Annotated in this window: 23 protein-coding genes; 3 read left to right on the top strand and 20 right to left on the bottom strand. The window is 43.3% G+C overall.

The genetic code is table 11. From position 1 onward, the window contains the following. Positions 1 to 25 precede the first annotated feature (25 nt). Both galT and G4407_RS06085 read right to left on the bottom strand, forming a co-directional pair. Positions 26 to 1,516, bottom strand: coding sequence for a UDP-glucose--hexose-1-phosphate uridylyltransferase (gene galT, locus G4407_RS06090; RefSeq protein ID WP_173688149.1), 1,491 nt, complete (start codon positions 1,514 to 1,516; stop codon positions 26 to 28). A gap of 144 nt (positions 1,517 to 1,660) precedes the next feature. Next, complete coding sequence (locus G4407_RS06085) at positions 1,661 to 2,944, bottom strand: galactokinase (RefSeq protein ID WP_022220631.1); 1,284 nt, start codon at positions 2,942 to 2,944, stop codon at positions 1,661 to 1,663. 208 nt (positions 2,945 to 3,152) lie between these two features. On the opposite strand from G4407_RS06085, the gene G4407_RS06080 reads away from it, so the two are divergent. Continuing rightward, on the top strand, positions 3,153 to 4,154 hold the full coding sequence (locus G4407_RS06080; protein ID WP_173688148.1) for a LacI family DNA-binding transcriptional regulator: 1,002 nt from the start codon (positions 3,153 to 3,155) through the stop codon (positions 4,152 to 4,154). A gap of 156 nt (positions 4,155 to 4,310) precedes the next feature. Here the strand turns inward: G4407_RS06080 and G4407_RS06075 are convergent, their stop codons facing one another. Beyond that, on the bottom strand, positions 4,311 to 4,943 hold the full coding sequence (locus G4407_RS06075; RefSeq protein WP_173688147.1) for a histidine phosphatase family protein: 633 nt from the start codon (positions 4,941 to 4,943) through the stop codon (positions 4,311 to 4,313). A 397-nt stretch (positions 4,944 to 5,340) separates the two neighbouring features. Here G4407_RS06075 and G4407_RS06070 point away from each other — a divergent pair, with 397 nt between their 5' ends. After that, the gene (locus G4407_RS06070; protein ID WP_008370792.1) at positions 5,341 to 5,820 is read left to right on the top strand and encodes an S-ribosylhomocysteine lyase; all 480 of its coding nucleotides are present in this window, start codon (positions 5,341 to 5,343) and stop codon (positions 5,818 to 5,820) included. 134 nt (positions 5,821 to 5,954) lie between these two features. On the opposite strand, the gene G4407_RS06065 is transcribed toward G4407_RS06070, so the two are convergent. From G4407_RS06065 to G4407_RS06020, 10 genes are all read right to left on the bottom strand, one after another. Beyond that, the gene (locus tag G4407_RS06065) at positions 5,955 to 6,512 is read right to left on the bottom strand and encodes a 5-formyltetrahydrofolate cyclo-ligase (RefSeq protein WP_173688146.1); all 558 of its coding nucleotides are present in this window, start codon (positions 6,510 to 6,512) and stop codon (positions 5,955 to 5,957) included. Next, positions 6,490 to 6,711 (bottom strand): DUF896 domain-containing protein, encoded by a 222-nt coding sequence (locus tag G4407_RS06060; RefSeq protein ID WP_173688145.1) that lies wholly within the window; start codon positions 6,709 to 6,711, stop codon positions 6,490 to 6,492. The genes G4407_RS06065 and G4407_RS06060 overlap by 23 nt, the downstream gene beginning before the upstream one ends. A gap of 52 nt (positions 6,712 to 6,763) precedes the next feature. Beyond that, positions 6,764 to 7,126, bottom strand: a complete 363-nt coding sequence (locus G4407_RS06055) for a hypothetical protein (protein ID WP_173688144.1) — start codon at positions 7,124 to 7,126, stop codon at positions 6,764 to 6,766. 96 nt (positions 7,127 to 7,222) lie between these two features. Next, positions 7,223 to 8,893 (bottom strand): putative polysaccharide biosynthesis protein, encoded by a 1,671-nt coding sequence (locus tag G4407_RS06050; RefSeq protein WP_173688143.1) that lies wholly within the window; start codon positions 8,891 to 8,893, stop codon positions 7,223 to 7,225. A 23-nt stretch (positions 8,894 to 8,916) separates the two neighbouring features. Then, positions 8,917 to 9,411 (bottom strand): rRNA maturation RNase YbeY, encoded by a 495-nt coding sequence (gene ybeY, locus G4407_RS06045; RefSeq protein ID WP_008370797.1) that lies wholly within the window; start codon positions 9,409 to 9,411, stop codon positions 8,917 to 8,919. After that, positions 9,408 to 10,415 (bottom strand): PhoH family protein, encoded by a 1,008-nt coding sequence (locus G4407_RS06040; RefSeq protein ID WP_173688142.1) that lies wholly within the window; start codon positions 10,413 to 10,415, stop codon positions 9,408 to 9,410. The genes ybeY and G4407_RS06040 overlap by 4 nt, the downstream gene beginning before the upstream one ends. 3 nt (positions 10,416 to 10,418) lie before the next feature. Beyond that, the gene (locus G4407_RS06035) at positions 10,419 to 11,678 is read right to left on the bottom strand and encodes a sporulation protein YqfD (protein WP_173688141.1); all 1,260 of its coding nucleotides are present in this window, start codon (positions 11,676 to 11,678) and stop codon (positions 10,419 to 10,421) included. A 6-nt stretch (positions 11,679 to 11,684) separates the two neighbouring features. Next, a complete protein-coding gene (gene yqfC, locus G4407_RS06030; protein WP_022219963.1) occupies positions 11,685 to 11,927 on the bottom strand; it encodes a sporulation protein YqfC in 243 nt (80 codons plus the stop codon). Between the two features lie 100 nt (positions 11,928 to 12,027). Further along, complete coding sequence (locus tag G4407_RS06025; RefSeq protein WP_173688140.1) at positions 12,028 to 12,873, bottom strand: hypothetical protein; 846 nt, start codon at positions 12,871 to 12,873, stop codon at positions 12,028 to 12,030. Positions 12,874 to 13,061: 188 nt separating this feature from the next. Next, complete coding sequence (locus G4407_RS06020; RefSeq protein ID WP_173688139.1) at positions 13,062 to 13,277, bottom strand: ferrous iron transport protein A; 216 nt, start codon at positions 13,275 to 13,277, stop codon at positions 13,062 to 13,064. Between the two features lie 390 nt (positions 13,278 to 13,667). Between G4407_RS06020 and G4407_RS06015 the strand changes: the two genes are divergently transcribed. After that, entirely contained in the window at positions 13,668 to 15,086 is a 1,419-nt protein-coding gene (locus tag G4407_RS06015) for an aspartate ammonia-lyase (protein WP_173688138.1), read from the top strand. A 63-nt stretch (positions 15,087 to 15,149) separates the two neighbouring features. Here the strand turns inward: G4407_RS06015 and G4407_RS06010 are convergent, their stop codons facing one another. The 7 genes from G4407_RS06010 to G4407_RS05980 form a co-directional block, all read right to left on the bottom strand. Beyond that, positions 15,150 to 15,986 (bottom strand): MBL fold metallo-hydrolase, encoded by an 837-nt coding sequence (locus G4407_RS06010; RefSeq protein WP_173688137.1) that lies wholly within the window; start codon positions 15,984 to 15,986, stop codon positions 15,150 to 15,152. Between the two features lie 17 nt (positions 15,987 to 16,003). Then, positions 16,004 to 16,483, bottom strand: a complete 480-nt coding sequence (gene rlmH / locus G4407_RS06005) for a 23S rRNA (pseudouridine(1915)-N(3))-methyltransferase RlmH (RefSeq protein WP_022219903.1) — start codon at positions 16,481 to 16,483, stop codon at positions 16,004 to 16,006. Between the two features lie 39 nt (positions 16,484 to 16,522). Continuing rightward, the gene (locus tag G4407_RS06000; RefSeq protein WP_173688198.1) at positions 16,523 to 18,547 is read right to left on the bottom strand and encodes a HelD family protein; all 2,025 of its coding nucleotides are present in this window, start codon (positions 18,545 to 18,547) and stop codon (positions 16,523 to 16,525) included. A gap of 20 nt (positions 18,548 to 18,567) precedes the next feature. Continuing rightward, positions 18,568 to 19,242: an HAD family hydrolase gene (locus G4407_RS05995; RefSeq protein WP_173688136.1), complete on the bottom strand. Its 675-nt coding sequence runs from the start codon at positions 19,240 to 19,242 to the stop codon at positions 18,568 to 18,570. Positions 19,243 to 19,652: 410 nt separating this feature from the next. After that, positions 19,653 to 21,038 (bottom strand): NADPH-dependent glutamate synthase, encoded by a 1,386-nt coding sequence (gene gltA / locus G4407_RS05990; protein ID WP_173688135.1) that lies wholly within the window; start codon positions 21,036 to 21,038, stop codon positions 19,653 to 19,655. Continuing rightward, on the bottom strand, positions 21,038 to 21,925 hold the full coding sequence (locus G4407_RS05985) for a sulfide/dihydroorotate dehydrogenase-like FAD/NAD-binding protein (RefSeq protein WP_055156711.1): 888 nt from the start codon (positions 21,923 to 21,925) through the stop codon (positions 21,038 to 21,040). The genes gltA and G4407_RS05985 overlap by 1 nt, the downstream gene beginning before the upstream one ends. A 293-nt stretch (positions 21,926 to 22,218) precedes the next feature. After that, on the bottom strand, positions 22,219 to 23,400 hold the full coding sequence (locus tag G4407_RS05980) for an iron-containing alcohol dehydrogenase (RefSeq protein ID WP_173688134.1): 1,182 nt from the start codon (positions 23,398 to 23,400) through the stop codon (positions 22,219 to 22,221). Between the last annotated feature and the right edge of the window lie 227 nt (positions 23,401 to 23,627).

Below are 23,627 nucleotides of genomic sequence, written 5' to 3'. Positions count from 1 at the left end.
CTTGTATATTCTTTTTTTCTCTATATTACAGGCTTCCAATAAACCGTTCAAATGCTGCCCTGCCTTCTTCTGTCTGCTTATAAACACCGGCATCTTCCAGCACCTGGTTAAATACCTGTCCGATTTCCTCATGGAGAATGTCCATGATATTTTCTTTCGTAATGTCTGTATATTTTGGAAGGAATTCTTCTACCCAGTCTGCATGCTTTTCAAGCACTTCATTGCTGCGGATATCCTTTCCTTCAAGGATTGCATCTGCAAGCTGTTCCATCTCACTTTTCAGTCTTGACGGCAGCACTGCAAGTCCCATTACCTCGATCAGACCAATATTCTCTTTCTTGATGTGATGTAATTTTGCATGAGGATGGTAAACGCCAAGCGGATGTTCTTCTGTCGTAATATTGTTTCTGAGAACAAGATCCAGTTCAAAATACCCATCCCTGATCCTGGCGATCGGAGTGATCGTGTTGTGCGGTTCTCCGTCCGTCTCAGCAAAGATAAATGCTGCTTCGTCTGTATAAGATCTCCAGCACGTCAAAATATGGTCAGCCGCGCTGATCAGACGTTCTTTTTCTTTGCACTGCAGACGGATAACAGACATTGGCCATTTTACCATTCCGGCGCGCACATCTTCATACCCCGGAATCACATATTCTTTAATAACCGGAGCTTTTGCCATTGCAAATTCATGATTTCCGCCCTGGAAATGATCATGGCTTAAAATTGATCCGCCTACGATCGGAAGATCTGCATTGGAGCCAACAAAATAGTGTGGAAACTGGCTGACAAAATCCAACAGCTTTGCAAAGGTTGCACGCTCAATTTTCATCGGCACATGCTCTCCGTTGAAAACGATGCAGTGTTCATTGTAATACACATACGGTGAATACTGGAATCCCCAGTCTTTTCCATCAATCCTGACTGGAATGATCCGGTGATTCTGTCTTGCCGGATGATTGACGCGACCGGCGTAGCCTTCATTTTCCTTACACAGCTGGCATTTCGGATAACCGCTCTGCGCGGCATTTTTTGCTGCCGCGATCGCTTTCGGATCTTTTTCCGGTTTGGACAGATTGATGGTGATCTCCATTTCCCCATATGGTGTCTCTGTGATCCATTTCTGATCCTTTTTAATCCGGTATCTGCGGATATAGTCGCTGTCCTGACTGAGTTTATAAAAATAATCGGTCGCTTTTTTCGGTCCTTCCTGATACAGTTCATAGAATTTATGGCTTACCATGCTCGGCAGCGGGACCAGTTTTCCCATGATTTTTGTATCAAACAGATCCCGGTACACAATCGAATCACTAATCAATCCTTTTTCCACCGCATAATCTGTAATCTCCTTCAGAATCTGTTCCAGCTCCTCTGCACCCCTGCTTCCTGGTGTCTCCTCGTAAGACTCCAGCCCAAGTGCCTCTAAAATCTGATTGGTAACAAATATTTTATCTTCCGGTGCTACAAGCCCCGTATCTAATCCATACTGTACCAGTTCTGTAATTGCCTGATCGATCATTTTTCTTCCTCCAAATCTTTCTGCTCGTCTTATATCCATCCATTTTCAATGCAGCACATTTTTCAGCACCGCATCCTCTATTTATGCAGATAGCAAACTAAAATCTGTATTTATGTCTAACCTTGACAGCTAGCATATTTTCGTTTACGCGATTACTTTCATTCCACCATATTTACGAACCTTTAATACGTGGCAGGAACCTTCTCCAAATACTGCATCCAATGCTTTTCTGTACTCTTCTACAAAATCATTCTTCACAAATGCCTGAATGGTTCCGGCAAATCCGCCTCCATGCACACGGCATACTCCATGGTTTCCAAGTACATTTTCGCTGACTGCAAGGGCAATGGATACTGCCTGGTTCTGCACGTCACGGTTGGTATATACATTCTGAAGATATTTGAAAGAGGAATCTCCGGATGCTTTGATCATATTAAGGAAATCTTCAAATCTTCCTTCGCGAAGGGATGCAACCTGTGCTGCAACTCTCGCATTATCACCGAAGAAATGCATAGCCCGAAGCACCGGACGGTCTCCAAGCTTCTCACGGAGTGCCGGGATCGCTGCGAAAAATTCTTTTTCATCTACGTCGCGGAGAACTTCTTTTCCAAAATATGTTGCAATAGCTTTCATATCCGCCGGAATCTGTGCATAATCCGGTGTCAGATCCTGATGAGAACCTTTGGTATCTACGATGCACAGACTGCATGCATGATTTTCAAAATCTACATCTACTTTTTCTACAACCGGAGCCTTTGGATCTTTGAAATCAATGTGGATCAGTCCACCAACCGCGCAGGCTGTCTGGTCCATCAGACCACTTGGCTTTCCAAAGTAAACATTTTCAGAATACTGACCAATCTGTGCAATCTCTACCATGCTGATCTGCATATCGTTGTAAAGTCCGGAAACGATGGTTCCGATGATTGTTTCAAATGCTGCAGATGAGGAAAGTCCTGCTCCGATCAGCACATCACTTGTCACATAAGCATTGAATCCACCAATCTTGTATCCGCGTTCTTTCAGTCCTGCAAGTACGCCACGGATCAGTCCGATCGATGTCCCTTCTTCTTTGTCAACCTTTTCTACATCATTTGCATCGATAACGATCATATCATATCCTTCAGATACCACACGGACGGTCATATCTTCATTTTTATTTACAATTGCGATCGCATCCAGATTAATAGAAGTTGCAAGCACCATTCCGTGCTGATGATCTGTATGATTTCCACCAACTTCACTTCGTCCCGGTGCGCTGTATACTTCTACTTCTCTGTCCCCATACAATTTCTGATACTCTGCCATCGCTTTTACATAGCGTTCTTCCTGATGTGCAATCACACTTTCATCAATATAAATATCTTTTAATGTATCACGGTACACGCCCTGTTTCATTTCTTCCATAAGTTTTGTAAGCTGTTTCATCTTCATTTCCTCCAAATACATTTTCGATTCTGCTTTGATAATTGTATTATAAAATATATTTAGTAAATTTGCAATATATATTTACTAAATATTTCGATAAATTTACTAGTGAATTTTTGTACAGTTCTACATAATTCTTTCACTTTCCATTTTTTTACTCCTCTGTTATAATAGAAGAATCAGAAATTTTTTAACAAGGGGGCCGCTTATGGCAACAATCAAAGATATTGCTTCTGCTGCCGGTGTTTCTGCCGCAGCAGTTTCACGTATACTGAATAATGACGAGACACTCAATGTTTCACCGGAAACCCGACAGAAAGTACTGGATACTGCAAGAGAGCTGCATTATGTAAAGCGCGGACGTCCTTCTGTCAAATCACTTTTTACCCTTGGGATCGTTCAATGGTTCTCTTCCCAGCAGGAACTGGAGGATAATTATTATCTTCTGATCCGTCAGGGAATTGAAGATTACTGCCTCTCACACAATATCCAGATTGTACGCACCTACAAAAGCGACATCAATTACATGAACGTTCTGAAGGATGTAGACTGTCTGATCTGTATCGGCAAATTCAGCCAGGAGGAAATTTCTTATCTGTATGAGATGAATTCGTGCATCCTGTTCCTGGATATGCCGGTAAACGATGACCGGATTTCCACGATCATTCCGGATTTCGGTGAGGCAGTTACAGAGGCTCTGGATTATCTGACCGGGATTGGGCATCGGGAAATCGGTTTCTTTACCGGAAAAGAATATATCGGCGAAAATCATCTCTATCCGGATTACCGGAAAAAAGTCTTTATTGATTACTGTGATGCACACGATCTGATTTATGAGCCTTATATCCAGGAGGGTGTCTTCCAGATTTCTTCTGGTTATGAGATGGCATGCAATCTGATCAACGGCGGCAAACTGCCGACGGCGATCTTTGCAGCAAGTGATCCGATCGCTTTTGGTGCGATCAAAGCCTTTACCGAACACGGGATTCGTGTTCCGGAGGATATTTCCATCGTAGGCTTTGATGATATCAATATGGCACAGTTTTCTGCTCCACCGCTGACAACGGTCAGTGCGCCGGCTTATCATATGGGAATGTACGGTGCTTCTATTCTGCAGCATCTCCTGAGGGAGCATCCGGGACCTGCACTTAAGATCAAACTGCCGTGTAAGCTGGTTGTCCGGAATTCGTGTAAAGCGATTAAAAAATAGATTCTTATCTGCCTAAATATACCGATGAATTTTATCTGACATCAAAAACTCCCATCCGGAGAAAAAATGAGTTTTAATTGACTCACTTTTCTCCGGATGGGAGTTTTTCTTAGTTAAGCAATTCATCAGAAAGCCTTTAGGACATCAAATAACTTTCTACCAGTCCTGCACTGACTCTTTATAATAAGTCACATTTTCCTGCAAAATTTGTATTTTTCCATCTTTCACTTCCGCGATTGATACCGCACAGTTCTTATGTACCCCCTGCTGCCAGTACCCGGAAATCGGCAGACCTTTCATCAGGCTCAGAATCCCGCAAAGTGCTGCACCATGTGTGGATAAAAGTACATTTTTATCCTGAAGCTCTTCTTTCTGATAAAGCTCTTCCAGAAAATTATTCAGACGTGACCGCACTTCTTCGAAGGATTCCCCTCCTTTTGGCGGCTGATACACTTCCGGTGCATTAAAAAAGTTGCGAAATCCAGGATCCGGAATATTCCATCCCTCTTCTCTGCAGCAAAGACCCTCAAACTCTCCAAAGCTCATCTCCTGGATCCGCTTATCCGGAACAATCGGAACCTCTCTGTCCCCCAGGACGAGCCGTGCCGTCTCTGCTGCCCTTTTCAGCGGGCTTGTGTAGCAGACCGCAAACGGTACATCTGCGAGTGCCGGAGCCGTTTCTTTTGCAAGTAGTTTTCCAAATTCATTCAGCGGAATATCCACCTGTCCCTGTAATTTTCTTTTTTTATTCCAGTCCGTCTCTCCATGACGGATCATATATATTTTCATCTCTTAGCTTCCTCCTGCTATCATAAAAAACACACGCATCCTCCGTGCCAGTCAGCATAGCGATTGACACGGGAGTTAACAGTAACGATTATAGCACATTTTTCACCTTTCTTCCACCAAAAGGCTTGTTATTAAACTTTATGACAGTTATAATGATGTTGGGGTCAAAAGGAATTTTGACCCCCTTTGATACCAGATTGCTACGTGCTTTGCACTCTCGCAATCCTCAAAAACATTCGTAATCCGCTCATTTTTCTTTGAAAAATGGCTACTTACTCATGTTTTTGGCGGGTCAAGAGGTCAAAAAACCTCTTGCAAGCAAGCTTGCAACGGCTTTCTGACCTTTTGACCCTGGTATTTCATAATAAACATAGTACAAAAAAGGAGATACTTGATTATGGAGAAAATTACCAGTTTCACAATAGACCATTTGAAGCTTGTTCCTGGACTTTACGTCTCACGTAAGGATTTTGCCGGCGAACAGGTCATCACAACCTTTGATATCCGCATGACCAATCCGAATGAAGAACCGGTTATGAATACTGCAGAGGTTCACACCATCGAACATCTTGGTGCAACCTTCCTTCGTAACCACAGGGACTACGCATCAAAAACACTTTACTTTGGACCAATGGGATGCCGTACCGGCTTCTACCTTCTTCTTGTAGGTGATTATGAATCAAAAGATATCGTTCCTCTGATGAAAGAAATGTTTGCTTTTATCGCAGACTTCAATGGGGACGTACCGGGAGCTGCTGCAAAAGACTGCGGAAACTATCTGGACATGAACCTTCCGATGGCAAATTATATGGCAAAAAGATATCTGACTGAGGTTCTGGAAAATATTACAGAAAAACAGCTGGTTTATCCTGAATAAGCCTTACTATATGAATCTGAAAATGGGAGCCGAACATACTATCCATTGATTTTCTTCAAATGTTCCTGTATGTTTGCTCCCATTTCTGTTTTCAACCAAGCTCTCTATGATACACTTTCGGAATTTCGGAATTGCTACCAGAACCTCTCTTCCGTTGCAACATAATCTGCCGGAAGATCAAATTCTTCGGTCTCAATTTCTTCTACGATCTGCATTTCATAAGCAACTGCGATCCGGCAGATATCTTTCCGTTTTTCAAAATAACGATCATAAAATCCACCGCCATAACCGACCCGGTTCTTTTTTTTATCAAAAACACTTCCCGGCAGGATTGCCAGTGTAGTCTGTCCTTCTCCGGCTTCATAAACAGGACATTCTTTTTTCGGCTCCAGGATGCCATAAGCCCCCTTTTCCAGATCCCCAAAAGAATGTATCCGATAAAACTCCATCTCTTTTCCCGCTACCCGTGGCACATAGACCTTTTTTCCAAGCTCCCATGCCTTCTCGATCAGTGTTCCGGTTGCCACCTCTCCACGAAAATCAATATACGCAAGAAGGTTGTCTGCATTTTTAAATGTCTCTGTCTCTTCAATGCGTCTCATGATCCGCAGGCTCTTCTCCTGAACCTCTTCTTTTGGAAGTGCCTGTCTCATTTTCAGAATTTTTGTCCTAATTTCCTTTTTTCTGTCCATATTTCTCACCCAGATTTGTAATGGATCCATCCTTTTCCTTGATTGAAATGTTATTAAGCTGTCCACGAAGATTTCTTTTGAACGCATCTACATATTCCCGTCTGAGAATCTGCTGTTCTTTTTTCTCTGCCTCTGTCAGTCCTTCTGCTTTTGATTTTCTATATAACTCATTAATGCGTTCAATTTTTGTTGTCTCCATTTTTCTTTTGTCCCTTCTTTGTTTTTCTATATAATAATGTTATCTTTTTTAATCAGCTGGAATAATTTTCCAGGAACCCATAAAGCTTGTCTTTTCCCTCTAACCGCTTTCCCTCCCGGATCTCTTTCTGCAGCTCTTCCGGAAGCTCTTCGACACGGATATTCGTATATTCATAAATGCTTGTCTGGTCGTCCAGATAAACGATCACATATCCGTTGCGGTTTTTCAGATAATACACCCCTTCTTTGTGTGCACCACCCTGAGTGCTGACTGTCTGTTCTGTTTCCTGCTGCTCCGTCTGTTCTGTCCTTGCAAGTTCTTTCCTGTAATTATAATCCGCGTAATATGCATAAGACAGGATCGCAAGAATCAGAAGAGTCCCCGTCAAAAGACCAATATGATATCTTGTTTCCATAAGGAACACTCCTTTTTCTACAAGTATTGGTCTGCTTGGAGGATTTTATTCATTGTGGGGAAATCTTTTAGGTTGTGATACCAAATCATCCACAGCTTAGTAATATCTGCGTTCTTTTAACAAATGGCATTTTTTGCAGACTATTACAATCTGGTGGCCTTTCGGGAGACCGAGGAGTTCTTTTTCGGACATACCACCCATTTTGAGGAGAACGACTGCGTATACCGCTACTGCCACGATGAGGGCGATCAGGGTTGCGATTCTTCCTCCGATGAAGGTGTCAAGTACGAAATGAACTGCCCATGCCAAAATTGCCATAACAGCTCCGGCGATAGACGGAATGGCAAAAGTCTTACGGCTCTCCTGAAGATATCCACATGCTTCACGGATATCATGTGCATTCATGATACACATGCATAAAGAGAACACAATCTTACTTCCAATCAGTGCATAAATGCCCCATTTGAACATAACAAGCATAATAAACAGAGATACAATATGTAGTATCAGGGATACCGTTGCATTTTTTACCGGTTCCATCATACGGTCCAGACCCTGAAGCACTGTATTCGTAACGGTTGAAAGTGAATAAAATACCAGAGAAATCGCTCCAACCTTCAGCATAATTCCCTGTGTTACATTATCTACATTCGGCCACAGGAAATCCATGATCGGCTGACCAAGTGCAAAGAATCCGAACGCGCTTGGAATCGCGATCAGCATCGTATAACGGATAACCATGTAAATCCGGTTATGTAACAGTCTTCTGTCATGATTCTCTGCCGCGCTTACAAGCCCCGGGATCACAGATGATCCCAATGCACTCGCAACGGCAAGCGGTACGTTGAACAGGGTATAATACTGTCCTAATTTACCAAGAAGCTCTGCACAGACCGCCTCACTGGTTCCCTGTGCACCCATGATCTTATTGAACATAGCACTGTCAATAACATTTGCACTGTTATAAATCGTTGTACTTAAAATGATCGGTGCGATCGTCAGAATCAGGATCTTGAAAATCGCATGGTAATCATCCAGTTCTGTCGAGGTATCCCGCTTCATCTGCCGCATCATCGGCTTGCGGAATGCCACATAGCAGAACAGTAAGAACAACAGACCGATCAGCGCACCGGCTACTGTACCAAGTGTCCCTCCTGCTGCGGAATAGGCTGGTCCTAAAAGGTTATTCCCCTGCACCTTAGCCATCTGTTTTCCATTTTCCAGAAGAACGGCTGCACCTACAACGCTGACAATCGCATTGAGAAGCTGTTCAATGATCTGCGAAATTGCAGTCGGGATCATCGTTCCCATTCCCTGAAAATAGCCACGAAAAACTGCCATAATCGCACAGATCAGAAGTCCGGGAGCAAGCACCTTCAAAGAATAGCAGCTCATTTTGGCTCCCATCAGATATTCTGCGATCGCCTCTGCTCCAAAAAATACGATCACCATGATCGTGACACCAGACAGCGTAGCTATAATCAGCGATGTCTTCAATACCCTGAATGCATTTTTCCGCTCTCCTGCCGCCATTTTGAGAGACACCAGCTTTGATACCGCAACCGGCAGACTGTAAGACGAAATGATCAGAGCAATAGAATACACCTGAAATGCCATATCATAATAGCCCTGTCCTTTAAGCCCCATAATATTGAGCATCGGGATCCGGTATACTGCCCCGATGATCTTTGTGATAATACCGGCTGCCGCAAGGATGCTTCCCTGCATCAGAAAGCTGCCGCCCTTTGATTTTTTCTTTTTACCCATACGTTATAACCTCATACTTTTATCTATCTTGTAATTCCCAGCATCTCCAGAACTTCCCGCTGTTTCTTTTCCATCACGAGCCGTTCTTCATCTTCCATATGGTCATAACCTAACAAGTGCAACATACTGTGCGCAATAAGGAAAGCAAATTCACGTTCTACCGAATGGCCATATTCTTCTGCCTGCTCTTTTGCACGCTCTTTGGAAATCACAATATTGCCGAGCATCAGTTCTCCGGTCTCCGGATCAAATGAACTGTCATCTGTATCCAGATATGCATAATCAGCCGGTGACGGGAATTCCGTCATCGGAAATGACAGGACATCGGTTGCACGGTCGATTCCGCGAAATTCCAGGTTCATCTGCCGGATCTCTTCGTTCATCGTAAGAAGAAGTTCTACCTGCGCCTCATACGGACACTTCTCATAATCCAGGACTGCATCTGCTACTTTTGTCGCCAGTTCTTCATAAGGCAGCTTTAAATCCAATGCTCCCTCATCCTCTAAAAATAGTCTCATCTTGTTCCTCGTTTCTTTCTGTCCCTAGTGTGGGATTTTTTCTGTTCCTGCTTCTGCTCATATTCCTCGTACGCTTTAACAATTCGCTGTACCAGCGGATGTCTGACAACATCCCGGCTGGTCAGACGGCAAATCGAAATATCTTCCAGATTCTTTACTACATTCACTGCCACATCAAGTCCGGATGTCTGTCCTGCCGGAAGGTCTTTCTGTGTAGAGTCTCCGGTGATCACGACTTTGGATCCAAAACCAATACGTGTCAGGAACATCTTCATCTGCGCCGGTGTGGTATTCTGTGCTTCATCCAGAATAATAAACGCGTTGTCAAGGGTTCTGCCTCGCATATAGGCAAGAGGTGCAACCTCGATCAGCCCTTTTTCTGAATTCTTGATAAAGCTTTCTGCTCCCATGATCTGATAAAGTGCATCATAAAGTGGTCTTAAATATGGATCGATCTTGCTCTGCAGATCTCCCGGCAAAAAGCCAAGCTTTTCTCCTGCTTCAATTGCCGGACGTGTCAGAATGATACGCCCCACTTCATTGCGTTTGAATGCCGTGATCGCCATTGCCATCGCCAGATAAGTTTTACCGGTTCCGGCAGGGCCAAGACCAAAGGTGATCATCTTTTCCCGGATCGCATCCACATATTTCTTCTGTCCGAGCGTCTTTGGTTTGATTGGTTTTCCCTGAAGTGTATGACAGATCAGGTCTTTATCAATTGTCAGAATATCTTCCGTACTGTCTTCCATCGTAAGGGACAGGGCATAGTCTACATTCTGCTCCTGGATCGTGTTCCCGCGTCTGGAAAGCTCGGTAAGCTGCGACAATACCTGCTGCGCCCTCTCAACATTCTTTTCTTCCCCAAGAACTTTCACCTTTCCATCCCGCGCGATCAGTGTAACATGTAAGGCTCTCTCAATTTTTTTTGCAAATATATCAAACTGGCCAAACACATTTTTTTCATGGTCAGCCGGTATGTCTATCATGGTCTCAAGAATTCCCATAAATCAGTTTCCTTCCTGCTGTATATTTTCTTCATCTGCCTTCGGCAGTTCATGTACCGTTCCTTTTTGTAAAGTTCCGAACGGTCCGGATAAAACCAGTTCCCCCTTTGCCGAATACTGGTTCGTCTCCCTGTATATTTTAACATCATTCTCTGAAATTTGAACCCCTTTTTTCTCTAATCGGGCGCAAAACTTCTCAAAATTATAAGACAGAATTTCTCTTGCTTCCCTGTCTGTATAAGAAATCTCCTCTTTCCTGCTCTCTTTGCTCTGTTCAACCCTTACCGAGACCGGAAACGGAAAATGTCTCTCCAGATATAGGGTATATCTGCAGGTCAGTGCATTATATTCCGGGTAAGGCAGCTCCCGTCTGCCAAAAAGATACAGCCTCCCCGGTGTTTCTATCCAGAGCCTCAAGCTCTTCTTGCCGGTATCTTTCCATATCGGATGCAGCCTGTCAAGAATATCTGTATACGCAACCGTTGTCTGTGCTATTATGTCTGCATCCGATACCTGGTACCGGTATCCTGCCACCTCATCTGAATCATTCTTTACTTCCACACTCCCACTCACAAGGATCTCTCCTTTTTTTACCTCACTGCCTTCCCGGACAAGCGGAGCCCCTTTTCGTGTAATGATCTTCTGAATGATTCCATCCGCTTCTGCCACAATATCCATCGGTGCTTCCGCCTCAGATTCTGTCTGCAGTTCCTTCCGGTCAGGATTCTCCCTGACTTTAATCTTCAGACAACTCCCATGAACATAAGCTGAAACCCAGATAATATCATCGTATTCCATACGGATATCTTTTTCAATCCGGTCACAGTCTACATTCTTTTTTGCCATTCCGCAGGCAATTCCCTTTTCTGCCAGAAAAGAAAGCAAAACCTCATCTGTCCTTGCAAGGTTTCCATCAATCTGAATCTTCCATATAAAAGAAGAAAGCAGAAAGATCAGACAGATTGCGATGACCGCTCCTGTAAAAAAAAGCTTCCGTCCACGGTATTTATGTATAAAAAACGGGACTCCTCTTTTCTGGGTGATTCGTACCTTTGCCCTGCTCTTCCTTACCAGTGGTCGCAGTCTGCGAAAATCCCGGACGCGGATATTCATCTCATATGCCCCTTTTGCCGGTCTCAGATTCCAGAGAAAAATCCCATGATAACAGCAAAGATTTAAAAAACGTTCCGGTGAATATCCTTCGACTCTGATGCGCAGGTATCCGGCAAGATTATTCAGAATATATCGCAGCATCTTCGTCATCCCTTCCTAAGAATACTCAATTTTCTCTACCTTTCCGGTAATCTTCATATCGGTTGTCGTATAGTAGTTGATCTCAAGTGATTTCCCTGTGATGCGAATCTGCCCACTACGTACGTTTATGCGGATCAGCTGTTCGGTATATTCCAGAATTCCACGGTAATTCTCTATATTCACTTCATAATGCCCTGTAAGAGTCAGAATCGGGACACCCAGCACCACATCCTTCGGCAAATTTGCTGCATCTGCCATGCGATACCTTCGTGTCCCGTCTTCTTGTTCGGATCTCTGTCTCATATTGCCGCATATACCGTTTTGTTGACAGTGTATGCTCCAGAACCACATAATATTCCTATGCTGTATAATTGCTGAATTTTCCCGGGATCAGTCTTCCCGCACATGCATGAATTTCAATCTGACCTTTTTCTCCGGCGATAAACTTTAATACTGTTGTCTCATCTGACGGTTCCGGTGTCGGTCTGCCAATCGTAAGCACATTTTTCTTTGCGTAAGTTATAAAGGTATATTCACTGCCCGGCCGCAGAGAACAGATAGGCCTGCCATTTAAGAAAAATGCATCCTGTCCGCCGGTATAACCGCCCTCTTCTTCGATAATACGGATCGTTGCCGGAGCAAAAAGACAATCCGGTTCCTGCTGTGGCTGTCCCCAGACATTCTGTTGATTATTCCAGCTGTTCTGATTCTGATTCCATCCATTCTGTTGATTGTTCCAGCCGTTCTGATTCTGGCTCCAGCCATTTTGCTGATTATCCCAGCCGTTCTGATTCTGGTTCCAGCCATTCTGTTGATTATCCCTGCCGTTCTGATTCTGGTTCCAGCCATTTTGCTGATTATCCCAGCCGTTCTGGTTCTGATTCCATCCACCTGACTGATTATTCCATCCATCTGGCTGGTCTTCTGGTCTGTAATTTCCCATCGGTGCTTTTTTTGCAACCCAGTAAGAAGTGAAACCGCCAATTGCAGCTCCGATAATTCCAAAAACATATGCCCCGTAAAATGCATTATCACCTGCATTTAAAAGCTGCATCAGCCAGACCCCGACAAAAGTACCGGTAAATTCAAGGCCAAACCACAATCCCAGTGTCAATGCACGATATTTTTTTGGATTCTGTCCTCTTTCTATCGCGTGCTTTCCATTCACACGCCAAAGCCATATAAGACAAATAATTTCTAACATTTGTTTTCCCTCTTTCGCGCTTGTATTTTGTTACATAAAGGTATTATATCGTCAATCGCAACCGAAAACAATCCGTTATTCTGTGAAAACTTTATAAAATCGAACAGACTGGCTCATCCATGATCCGGATATACAAAAAATCGATCCTACTTTTCCTGTGATTGTAAGATCGATTTTTTATTTCTTTGTTATACTTGAATTCTCGCTGCGGCGTCCTGGCTGATAGCGAACCGCTTCTGGTCAGATGCTATGATCATCATACCACTGGCATCATTCTGGATCACATGGATTTCGCTGCCCTCTTTGATTTTGAATTCCTTTAATTTTTCCAGCACCTCCGGCACTCCGAACATCCATTTGATCGTGTACCGTTTTCCCGGAACAGCTGTTGATAATGCCTGCATTTTTACACCTTCTTTTTTTCTCCTTTGACTTTCCTACAGTATACCCGCTTTCATATTAGTTAGTCAACAGCAATGTTTTTTAGTTATTATATACACAATTCTATTGAATTAGCCGCATTTAACAATTATTTTCAGAATTCAACTTCTGTTTTAAACCCCCACTATAAGTTTGCAACTATATTATCCGTGCATCTCAAAAACTTAATTTATAAAACATATGAGAAAACAAATTTACATTTTTTAAGCAGTTTTGTCTGAAAAATTGAAAAACAACGGAACTTTCCACCTTGTATTTACAAGAAATTTTGAACGTGCTATCCTCCCACTATCGACAACGTCGAAAATATGAAATGACAACAGCAGCACAGACATGCAGAAAGAGGAATCATTATGAATTTAGAAAAAATGAGAATGGAATCAGATTCAATTGGAGAAATGGAGGTCCCTGTAGATGCATACTACGGTGTCCAGTCCCTGCGCGCAAAGCAGAATTTTCCGATCACAGGAAACAAGTTACATCCACTTTTCATTCAGAACCTGGCAAAAATAAAAAAAGCCGCCGCACTGACCAACCGGAGTGCTCTCAGACTTCCTGTTACCAAAGCATCCGCCATCATCAAAGCCTGCGATGAAATTGTAGAAGGCAAATTTCGTGACGAATTTATTGTTGATGCAATTCAGGGCGGTGCCGGAACCAGTGCAAATATGAATATAAATGAAGTGATCGCAAATCGTGCCGAAGAAATTCTCGGTGGGAAAAAGGGCGCATATCTGCTGGTCCACCCTAACGATCATGTCAATATGGCTCAGTCAACCAATGATGTGATTCCGACAGCAGGAAAGCTGACTGTTCTCGATCTGTTAAAGCCTCTCACAAAGGAACTTGACCGGCTTGCCGTCTGCCTCACAGAAAAGAGCGAAGAATTTGATGATGTTCTGAAAATGGGAAGAACACAGCTGCAGGATGCCGTTCCGATGCGTCTTGGTCAGACATTTCACAGCTATTCCTCTATGGTACGACGGGATGTAGAACGTATCCGCAGCATCTCTCATGAAATGTATACCGTAAATCTTGGCGGAACTGCGATTGGAAGTGCCATCAACGTCTCTGAAATCTACCTTCATAACATTGTCCCGAAACTCAAAAAAGTAACCGGCTATCCTCTGAAACAGGCAGATGATCTGTTTGATGCCACAGAGAATCTGGACGGATTCGTTGCCATATCCGGTGCCGTAAAGACCTGTGCCATAGATCTCTCCAAAATGTGCAACGATCTCCGGCTTCTCTCTTCCGGTCCAAAAACAGGACTTGGCGAGATCAACCTTCCTGCACGTCAGAATGGCTCCTCCATCATGCCCGGAAAGGTCAATCCGGTCATTCCGGAGGTCGTCACACAGGTCGCTTTCCATATCGTAGGTCACGATACAACCATCACAATGGCTGCTGAAGCAGGTCAGATGGAACTCAATGCTTTTGAGCCTGTCGTATTCTATAACCTGTTCGAATCGATCAGCACCCTTCAGGAGGCTGTCTCTACTCTGATCGACAATTGCATCAGCGGAATCACGGCAAACCGCGAAAGATGCCTGTCTCTGATGGAAAGCAGTGCAGGAATTGCAACCGCCCTCTGCCCGTATCTGGGATATAAAACCTCCGCAAGAATCGCGAAAACATCTCTGAAAACCGGAAAAACTGTACGGGAGCTGGTTCTGGAAGAAAATCTGATCAAGGCAGACGAGCTGGATGAAGTTCTGGATGCTTATGCAATGACCGAGCCTGAAGTCGTACTTATAAAAAAAGCAATGTAACAAGACAATAGCCCCAGGATTTATCAACTCATTACCCGTGATAAATCTTGGGGCTTCCTTCATTTAAAATACCACCGTTTCTCCTGTTCCAAGTGCATGTACCATTTCACCAAGTTCTTTTTTCAGGATCCCGAATGCAATATTTCCGGTACAGTGACCGGTATAGATTTCCTCTACGCCAAGCTCTTTCAATTCCTGCGCAGTTTCCACAACTTCTTTCTCCGGTATGGCAAGTGTATCCATGCCCGAAAGCTTCATCATATGAAATCCGCCAACAACCGCATAGACCTTTTGCCCTCCGAGTGCCATCTGCACTTCCCGCACAATATTGACAATTCCCCCATGGGAACAGCTATTAAATATCACCAGTCCTTTTCCCGTCTCAAAAACCACACTCTGCTCATGTGCAAAATCATCTGCAATAAACTCTTCACCGATTTTCCGGTACATGTGCGCCCTGCGTCCCACCTCATCCAGGCCGCCGGTAAAATGCGGCACAACCCAGACGCCTTTTTCAACTTCACAAACTGCATTCAACGGACGGAACCGCTCTTTATAATTTTCCAGAAGATGCTGCGGAATTCCAATATATTTATCTTTTCCTTCTGTCCGGTAAAAGCAGTTCTCAGCAGACATCTCCTGCATATAGACCGCTGCTTTATCATTTCCCTCAAAAAACTCCTCAAAACCGCCACTGTGGTCATAATGTGCATGGGATAAAAACGCCGTATCTACTTCTGAAAGGTCAATCCCCAGCTCCTTTGCATTTTCTGCAAAGAGCGCTGTTGCGCCAGTATCCAGAAGGTACGTCTTCCCCTCATATTCGATATAAACCGACAGCCCATGTTCTGCACAAAGTCTGCATCTCGAACTGTTTTCTACTAATACTACCATCTTCATATGAATCAGCCTCTTTTCTATTTGTGATAGGGTTCTCCCGACATGATCCGGTATCCACGGTAAATCTGCTCCAGCAGAATTACACGCATCAGCTGGTGCGGAAATGTCATTTTTGAAAAACTAAGTGCATAATCCGATTTTTCCAGAACCGCCTTCCCGATCCCTATGGATCCACCAATCACAAAAATAATGTGACTGGTTCCCTGAATGCCAAGTTTTTCAATTTTCTCTGAAAATTCTTCGGAGGTCAGCTGCTTTCCGCCAATCTCCAGTGTAATAAGATATGCATCCTCACGGATATATTTCAAAAGGCGTTCGGCCTCTTTTTGCCGGATCATTTCCTCTGCATTTTCGCTGGCATTGTCCGGTGTCTTTTCATCCGCCACCTCAATGATCTCCAACTTGCAGTAGCGGCTCAGTCTCTTCGTATATTCCGCGATTGCATCCCGCAGATACTTTTCTTTTATTTTTCCAACCGTCAGTACGGTTATCTTCATCCTGTTCTTTCCTCTCTTTCGCTGTATCAGTCTGCACAGTTATGCCCTTTCATACATATAAAGCTCATGCATTGCTCTTGTTGCACAGATGTATTTTGCCTGCCCGGTCATCGGATTTTCTTTCTTCGGGAACACGCCGAATACCTGATCAAATTCCAGTCCCTTTGCCATATAGAAAGTCGTTACTGTCACGCCTTTTTCAAAGGTACTGCTGTCCCGGTCAATACAGTTTACCGGAAGTCCACGGTTTGAAAGCATCCTGGTCATTGTATATGCCTCGTCCATCGTCTCAGTCAGAACTGCGGCGGTCTCATATTGATCCATTCCGGCATCTGCCTCCCGGATAAGTTCATTTAACAGTTCCTCATCCGAATCAAATGTCTTTTCGGTCACTGGTTTGCCATGACGCTCCAGATATTCCAGATCCTTTTCCCCGGTAAATTTCGCTGCATACTCTGCGATTTCAATAGTATTCCGGTAACTTTTGTTCATGATGATCTTGCGGATCGTACGTCCGAAAATCTTCGGCAGGAATGTCAGCACATCCTGCATCTGGCTGTCCAGTGTCTGCGCCCGGTCGCCAAGGATCGTCATCCTGCAGGAAAACAGCTGAGCCAGTACCACGTACTGCAAATATGAATAATCCTGCATCTCGTCGATCACCAGATGCTTGATATGCTTATGTCTGGTTCCTCCGAGCATCCGGTATTTGAGATAAAGTACCGGAAATACGTCTTCATACTGGAGTTTTCTGTTCTCATACGGAATTTTTGCCAGTGTCTCATACCCACTGTCCTCCAAAAACCAGTTATATATTTTGTAAATATCACGGGTCACATACATCCGGTTGAATTTCTCCCGTATCTCTTCTACCTCATCTTCCGGAAGATTCCGGTTATACAATGTCTCGTATTCATCCACCAGATATTCCATCACCGCATCCATTCTTGCAAGGATCGGAATATCCTGAAATTTGAAATAGAACAGATGAATCAGCTCCTCTTCGGTCTTTTCCAGAGTACGGATCTTAACCGGCCTAAAATCCATCAGCTGATCTTCCAGCACTGCCAGAAAGCCTTCCATCTCTCCGACAAATCCGGCAGACTGCTTCTTCAGATAGCTCTCCCGGATTCCCATCTCCGGAAAATGGATCAGCTTCTCCAGATAATCATAACGGTCCTCGCAGTCCGATACGATTCCTTTCAATTCTCTGTACGCAAACAGATCAAAACTCATCTCCTGGATATTTTCTTCTCCAAGCTCTGGCAGAATGTGGGAAATATAGTCCGCAAATACGCTGTTCGGTGAAAGGATCAGGATATCCGATGCTTTTAAATTTTTCCTGTCGTGATACAAAAGATATGCAATCCGGTGCAGTGCAACGGAGGTTTTTCCACTTCCTGCGGCTCCCTGAATGACCAGAACTTTGTCCTTTACATTCCGAATGATCTCATTCTGTTCTTTCTGGATAGTACGGACGATATTCTTCAGTTGTACATCCCCGTTACTTCCAAGCTCCTGTTTCAGGATCTCATCATCAATCTTGGTGTCACTTTCAAATGCATAAACCATCTTCCCGTTCTTGATCTTATACTGCCATTTGGAAGTAATCTCCCCTTCAATGGTTCCTCCAGGTGCTTCATAAGAAGCCTGTCCTCTGTCATAATCATAAAAAAGGCCGCTCACTGGTGCCCTCCAGTCGTAGATCAGTGGCGTCATTCCTGCCTTAGGCGCAAAATTGCCGATTCCGATGTAAAAACTTTCGCTTTCTTCTTCCCCCTCAAAGAGAAAATCCACTCTTCCGAAATATGGGGAGTCGATCATTTTCTTAAGGCGCTGTTTTTTCATCAGACGCTCATTGTTCGCATTAACTTCTCCGAGAAGTGCCTGCTGATTATCATAATTTTCATAACCATACTCATCCATTTCCGTATAGTTTTCCCAATAATAATCATGCATGCTCTCAATCTGTTTTTCTCCTTCAAGAAACGATGCGTTGATCTCGGTAATGCGTGTCTTCAGTTTCTCTTCAACCTCTTCCAGAAACCGAATCTCACTGTTCATTGCGTCGTTGTTACTCATATTCAAACCCTCTCATGATTACATTTTCTGATGATTTGTGCAATCTCTTCCGATGTCTTTGCAATGTAATCTGCACCGGCACTTTGAAGCTCCGCAAGATCCCCGTATCCATACAGGACACCGATCACCTGGATTCCATTCTCCTTTGCACCGTAAATATCATTATTTCTGTCGCCGACCATGACTACCTGATCGTAGTTCTCCCTTTCCACGCCCAGGTTATCCAGCGCATAGCGGATCACATCTGCCTTCCGGATCAGTGATCCATCCATCGTAGCCCCGTAAATCCCTGCAAAATATTTTGCAAAGTCAAATTTGTCTGCAATCCTTTTTGCATACTCTTCCGGCTTGGATGTTGCCACTGCAAGTATATATCCTTCATTCTCCAAGGATTCCAGCGTCTCCGCAAGTCCTTCATACACCGAATTCTCAAAAATGCCTTTCACCGCATAATATTCCCGGTAATACTTTACTCCAAGCAGTGCCTCTTCCTCAGACATCCCATAATATTTCTCCATCGATTCCGTCAGCGGCGGTCCGATAAATTTCTTTAAAGTATCCCGATCTCCAACCTCCCGGTTCATTTTATTCAACGCATACTCCACCGAATTCATGATCCCCGGTCCCGATTCCGTAATCGTCCCATCCAAGTCAAATAAGATATATTTATACTTCATAATACCCCTCTTTCACAAAATAATACTTTTCCTATTGTACCATTTTTAACTCTTCTTGTCTAGGAAACCACACCTTCAGAACATTTCAAAATTAACATCAAGACTACAAACAAGCAACTGGGTTTCCACCCTTTATAACTACCAGTTTTCTCCTCCTTTGTATAATTTCTTTGCCGTTTTTACCAGCACTGTAGAACGACCACTTTGAAAAAAATAATCGTTCCAATTCTATTTTTGTGCAATGGAGATGAAACTCAAAAATTATGGAAGCCTTTGCTGACATAATTTTCGCCCTAAGAGGTTCATCGGAATGGTTTGCACAACTTGAATTGGAACGATTATTTTTTTCAAAGTGGTCCACACAACCTATAAAAACCGCAGTCCCACCAAAGGAAACTGCGGTCATAATTTTATTTATTTGAAAGATACTCGTCGATACCTCTTGCACCAGCTTTTCCTGCTCCCATAGCAAGGATTACTGTAGCTGCACCTGTTACGGCATCTCCACCTGCGTATACTCCTTCTTTAGAAGTCTTTCCATGTTCTTCGTCTGCAACGATACATTTCCATTTGTTAACTTCCAGTCCTTCTGTTGTAGAAGAAATCAGCGGGTTCGGTGATGTTCCGAGTGACATGATAACTGTATCAACATCGATCACGAATTCAGAACCTTCAACCGGAACAGGACGTCTTCTTCCTGATGCGTCCGGTTCACCAAGTTCCATACGAATACATTTGATTCCTTTTACCCATCCATCTTCTTCGAGGATTTCTACCGGGTTTGTCAGAAGATCGAACTGTACACCTTCTTCTTTTGCGTGATGAACTTCTTCCACACGGGCCGGAAGCTCTTCTTCGCTACGACGGTATACGATATGAACTTCTGCTCCAAGACGGAGAGCTGTTCTTGCAGCATCCATTGCTACGTTACCACCACCAACAACTGCAACTTTCTTACCAGCTGCGATCGGTGTATCATAAGAATCATCAAACGCTTTCATAAGGTTACTTCTTGTCAGGTATTCATTTGCAGAAAATACACCGTTGGCATTTTCTCCCGGGATTCCCATGAATTTTGGAAGTCCTGCTCCTGATCCGATAAATACTGCTTCGAATCCTTCGTCTTCAATCAGCATATCGATTGTAGTAGATTTACCGATTACAACGTTTGTCTCAAAGTGAACACCAAGCTCTTTTACTTTTGCGATTTCTTTTGCAACGACTTTCTGTTTTGGAAGACGGAATTCCGGAATACCATATACAAGTACTCCACCGAGTTCATGAAGTGCTTCAAATACAGTTACATCATAGCCAAGCTTTGCAAGGTCGCCTGCACAGGTAAGTCCTGCAGGACCTGAACCGATAACGGCAACTTTGTGTCCGTTCTTCTTGTCAGCTCCAACCGGTTTGATGTCATGCTCCAGAGCATAATCAGCAACGAATCTTTCCAGCTTACCGATAGAAATAGATTCTCCTTTGATACCACGGATACATTTTCCTTCGCACTGTGATTCCTGAGGACATACACGTCCACAAACAGCAGGAAGTGCAGAAGACTGTCCGATAATCTTATATGCTTCTTCGATATTGCCTTCTTTTACTTCATGAACGAATGCAGGAATATTGATTCCTACCGGGCATCCCTGAATACATTTAGCATTCTTACAGTTGATGCAACGGCTTGCTTCTTCCATTGCCTCTTCCTGATTATATCCATAACATACTTCTTCAAAATTTGTTGCACGTACCTTCGGATCCTGTTCTCTTACAGGTACTTTCTTTAATACGTCTGCCATTATTCGTCACCTCCGCAATGACCGCATCCACCGTGATGTGTGTCACCTTCTTGTAATTTCAGCATAGCTCTGCCTTCCTGAGTCTTATACATCTGCTGTCTCTTCATTGCTTCATCAAAGTTAACGAGATGTCCGTCAAATTCCGGTCCGTCTACACATGCAAATTTGATTTCATCACCTACATGGAGACGGCATGCGCCACACATACCTGTTCCGTCTACCATGATCGGGTTCATGCTGACGATAGTCGGAATTTCGAGTTTCTTTGTGAGCAGACAAACGAATTTCATCATGATCATCGGTCCGATTGCAACACAGACATCATACTTGTTACCTTCTGCAACAAGTGCTTCGATCTTTGTTGTTACCATACCTGCATGTCCGTATGTACCGTCATCTGTACATGGGTAATAATTTCCTGCAACTGCTTCCATCTCTTTTTCGAGAATCAGCATATCTTTTGTCTTAGAACCAACGATAACATCTACATCGATCCCATGTGCGTGCATCCATTTAACCTGCGGGTATACAGGGGCTGCACCAACACCGCCGGCTACAAATAAGATCTTTTTATTCTTCAGGCTCTCAATATCTTCTGAAATCAGTTCAGATGGACATCCAAGTGGTCCTGTGAAATCTCTGAAAGAGTCTCCTGCTTTTAATTGTGCCATCTTCTCAGTAGATGCTCCTACTGTCTGGAATACGATGGTAATTGTTCCTTCTTCTCTGTCATAATCGCAGATTGTCAGCGGAATTCTTTCCCCCTTGTCATCCATCTTGACAATTACGAACTGTCCTGGCTCACAGTGCTTTGCCACACGTGGTGCTTCTACATCCATAAGATAAATCTTATCAGCCAGTTTTTCAGCTTTTCTTATCTTGTACATTGCATTGCCTCCTAAAATATTTACTCTCTTTATGATAAATTATTGCAAAGTAAATAGCAAGTATTTCTTTTTAATTTGTTAAAAAATTATTTATGCCATAAATATAACTATCTTTTTTATCTATAAGTACCAATATTTCTTCTATAAATCTGCCAAAATTCTTCCGGTTACCAAATTTTTCAACCGTATTAAATCTTGTGCCGGCACGAATTTGTACCTGCTGACCGGATATAAAATGAGACAGACGGTCAGTATCGAGTCCGTCTGTCTCTGTAAGAACTATATTCTCTTTTTTAGAAATCTACTTCTGTTCCATAATATGTACAGTTGAAAAGTTTTTCCATAGCTGCCGGATCGATCGGACGTGGGTTGGATCCTGTACATGCATCACCAACTGCAAGTTCTGAAATCTTCGCAATTTTTTCTTTGAATTCTGCTTCGTCAACACCGAAATCTTTCAGTGTCTTCGGAATATTCAGCTCTACATTAAATGCATCGATCTTTGCACACAGGCTGTTGATCAGCGCTTTCTCAGATGTACCCGGAAGTCCCATTCTGCGTGCGATTTCTGCATAACGTTTTGCAGCGACTGGATCTTTTGCATTGTATTTAATTACATATGGAAGGTAAATTGCATTTGCGCATCCGTGCGGAATATGTCCGGTTGAGAATGCCGCACCTGTCTTATGTGCCATAGAATGTACGATTCCAAGAAGTGCATTGGAGAATGCCATTCCTGCAAGGCACTGTGCATAATGCATCTGCTCTCTTGCTACCATATCGCATTTGTAAGATGCCGGAAGGTAATCCAGAACCATCTCGATCGCCTGCAGTGCAAGCGGATCTGTAAATGGACAGTTCAGGGTAGATACATAAGCTTCAATCGCATGTGTCAGTGCATCCATACCTGTGTAAGCAACCTGCTTTACCGGGAGACCCATAACAAGATCCGGATCTACGATTGCAACGTCCGGTGTAATATTAAAATCGGCAAGTGGGTATTTTACTCCGGTCTGATAGTTGGTAATAACAGAGAACGCCGTTACTTCTGTCGCTGTTCCTGATGTTGACGGAATTGCAGCAAATTTTGCTTTTGTTCTCAGTTCCGGGAAGTTGAACGGAATACAGAGATCTTCAAATGTAACATCCGGATATTCGTAGAATGCCCACATTGCTTTTGCGGCATCAATCGGCGATCCGCCACCCATAGCTACGATCCAGTCTGGCTGGAACTCCTGCATAACTGCTGCACCTTTCATAACAGTCTCAACAGATGGATCTGGCTCAACTCCTTCAAAAAGCTTTACTTCCATTCCTGCTTCCTTCAGATAGTTCTCAGCTCTGTCGAGGAATCCCTGACGCTTCATGGAGCCTCCTCCAACAACCAGGATTGCTTTTTTTCCTTTCAGGTTCTTCAGTTCTTCAAGACATCCTTTTCCGTGGTAAATATCTCTTGGTAATGTAAATCTACTCATTTCAAACACTCCTTTGCCCTTAAAGTATGTTATCTTTTTGACAATTATATTGTATCTCAAATCTAAGCTTTTTGCAACATTTTACCACAAATAAATTGTACTTATTTCCATACAATTATACATTTTTAATAAACCATATTATTTCCACCCTATTCATAAAACATTTGATTTGTGATATTTTTCACATATTTTACGCAAGTTTTTCACAAATAAAAGTAATTGAAAAG

This window comes from Allocoprococcus comes, assembly GCF_013300725.1.
Taxonomy (GTDB): domain Bacteria; phylum Bacillota; class Clostridia; order Lachnospirales; family Lachnospiraceae; genus Allocoprococcus; species Allocoprococcus comes_A.
Note: the sequence above shows the minus strand (reverse complement) of the source record. Positions and strands in the feature narration are given on the sequence as shown.

What these genes read in the sequence shown, in the direction of transcription:
- galT (WP_173688149.1), bottom strand. Translation starts at nt 1,516, where the DNA reads ATGATCGATCAGGCAATTACAGAACTGGTACAGTATGGATTAGATACG.
- G4407_RS06085 (WP_022220631.1), bottom strand. Translation starts at nt 2,944, where the DNA reads ATGAAACAGCTTACAAAACTTATGGAAGAAATGAAACAGGGCGTGTAC.
- G4407_RS06080 (WP_173688148.1), top strand. Translation starts at nt 3,153, where the DNA reads ATGGCAACAATCAAAGATATTGCTTCTGCTGCCGGTGTTTCTGCCGCA.
- G4407_RS06075 (WP_173688147.1), bottom strand. Translation starts at nt 4,943, where the DNA reads ATGAAAATATATATGATCCGTCATGGAGAGACGGACTGGAATAAAAAA.
- G4407_RS06070 (WP_008370792.1), top strand. Translation starts at nt 5,341, where the DNA reads ATGGAGAAAATTACCAGTTTCACAATAGACCATTTGAAGCTTGTTCCT.
- G4407_RS06065 (WP_173688146.1), bottom strand. Translation starts at nt 6,512, where the DNA reads ATGGACAGAAAAAAGGAAATTAGGACAAAAATTCTGAAAATGAGACAG.
- G4407_RS06060 (WP_173688145.1), bottom strand. Translation starts at nt 6,711, where the DNA reads ATGGAGACAACAAAAATTGAACGCATTAATGAGTTATATAGAAAATCA.
- G4407_RS06055 (WP_173688144.1), bottom strand. Translation starts at nt 7,126, where the DNA reads ATGGAAACAAGATATCATATTGGTCTTTTGACGGGGACTCTTCTGATT.
- G4407_RS06050 (WP_173688143.1), bottom strand. Translation starts at nt 8,893, where the DNA reads ATGGGTAAAAAGAAAAAATCAAAGGGCGGCAGCTTTCTGATGCAGGGA.
- ybeY (WP_008370797.1), bottom strand. Translation starts at nt 9,411, where the DNA reads ATGAGACTATTTTTAGAGGATGAGGGAGCATTGGATTTAAAGCTGCCT.
- G4407_RS06040 (WP_173688142.1), bottom strand. Translation starts at nt 10,415, where the DNA reads ATGGGAATTCTTGAGACCATGATAGACATACCGGCTGACCATGAAAAA.
- G4407_RS06035 (WP_173688141.1), bottom strand. Translation starts at nt 11,678, where the DNA reads ATGACGAAGATGCTGCGATATATTCTGAATAATCTTGCCGGATACCTG.
- yqfC (WP_022219963.1), bottom strand. Translation starts at nt 11,927, where the DNA reads ATGGCAGATGCAGCAAATTTGCCGAAGGATGTGGTGCTGGGTGTCCCG.
- G4407_RS06025 (WP_173688140.1), bottom strand. Translation starts at nt 12,873, where the DNA reads ATGTTAGAAATTATTTGTCTTATATGGCTTTGGCGTGTGAATGGAAAG.
- G4407_RS06020 (WP_173688139.1), bottom strand. Translation starts at nt 13,277, where the DNA reads ATGCAGGCATTATCAACAGCTGTTCCGGGAAAACGGTACACGATCAAA.
- G4407_RS06015 (WP_173688138.1), top strand. Translation starts at nt 13,668, where the DNA reads ATGAATTTAGAAAAAATGAGAATGGAATCAGATTCAATTGGAGAAATG.
- G4407_RS06010 (WP_173688137.1), bottom strand. Translation starts at nt 15,986, where the DNA reads ATGAAGATGGTAGTATTAGTAGAAAACAGTTCGAGATGCAGACTTTGT.
- rlmH (WP_022219903.1), bottom strand. Translation starts at nt 16,483, where the DNA reads ATGAAGATAACCGTACTGACGGTTGGAAAAATAAAAGAAAAGTATCTG.
- G4407_RS06000 (WP_173688198.1), bottom strand. Translation starts at nt 18,547, where the DNA reads ATGAACAGTGAGATTCGGTTTCTGGAAGAGGTTGAAGAGAAACTGAAG.
- G4407_RS05995 (WP_173688136.1), bottom strand. Translation starts at nt 19,242, where the DNA reads ATGAAGTATAAATATATCTTATTTGACTTGGATGGGACGATTACGGAA.
- gltA (WP_173688135.1), bottom strand. Translation starts at nt 21,038, where the DNA reads ATGGCAGACGTATTAAAGAAAGTACCTGTAAGAGAACAGGATCCGAAG.
- G4407_RS05985 (WP_055156711.1), bottom strand. Translation starts at nt 21,925, where the DNA reads ATGTACAAGATAAGAAAAGCTGAAAAACTGGCTGATAAGATTTATCTT.
- G4407_RS05980 (WP_173688134.1), bottom strand. Translation starts at nt 23,400, where the DNA reads ATGAGTAGATTTACATTACCAAGAGATATTTACCACGGAAAAGGATGT.